The following is a 312-nucleotide window of genomic DNA, read 5'->3' as shown; positions in this document are numbered from 1 at the left end:
AGTTAGAGCCAGCTCTCTGAACATCGGTATAGAGCGAGTTACCACTCATGTCCTTAATTTGGACCCAGCAGTCTTCAGCAAACTGAATGGCCAAACTGACCAGAGAGCTGTCAACTTCGGGAAGTGACTCTGCATTATTCAGAACAACAGCAGAGGTCATTTCAGGTTCAGCTTCCAATGAATCCGCCAAACCTGGTTCTTCTGCTTCTTCTGACATGGAATCAACCTGTGATTCTGGCTCTGGATCAGTCACTTCGACATCAGAATCATCAAAATCAATTTGAGCAGGTAACAGTTCTTCATCAGAAACCT

1 protein-coding gene is annotated in these 312 nt (G+C 44.9%); it reads right to left on the bottom strand.

Annotation, left to right across the window (positions count from 1 at the left end; all coding sequences use genetic code 11):
* The coding region (locus CWC28_RS22065; protein WP_249324991.1) for a RodZ domain-containing protein at positions 1 to 312 on the bottom strand (312 nt) is incomplete at both ends.

This window comes from Pseudoalteromonas sp. S4492 (assembly GCF_005886115.1).
GTDB lineage: Bacteria > Pseudomonadota > Gammaproteobacteria > Enterobacterales > Alteromonadaceae > Pseudoalteromonas > Pseudoalteromonas gelatinilytica.
This window is presented reverse-complemented; position numbering and strand designations above follow the sequence as displayed.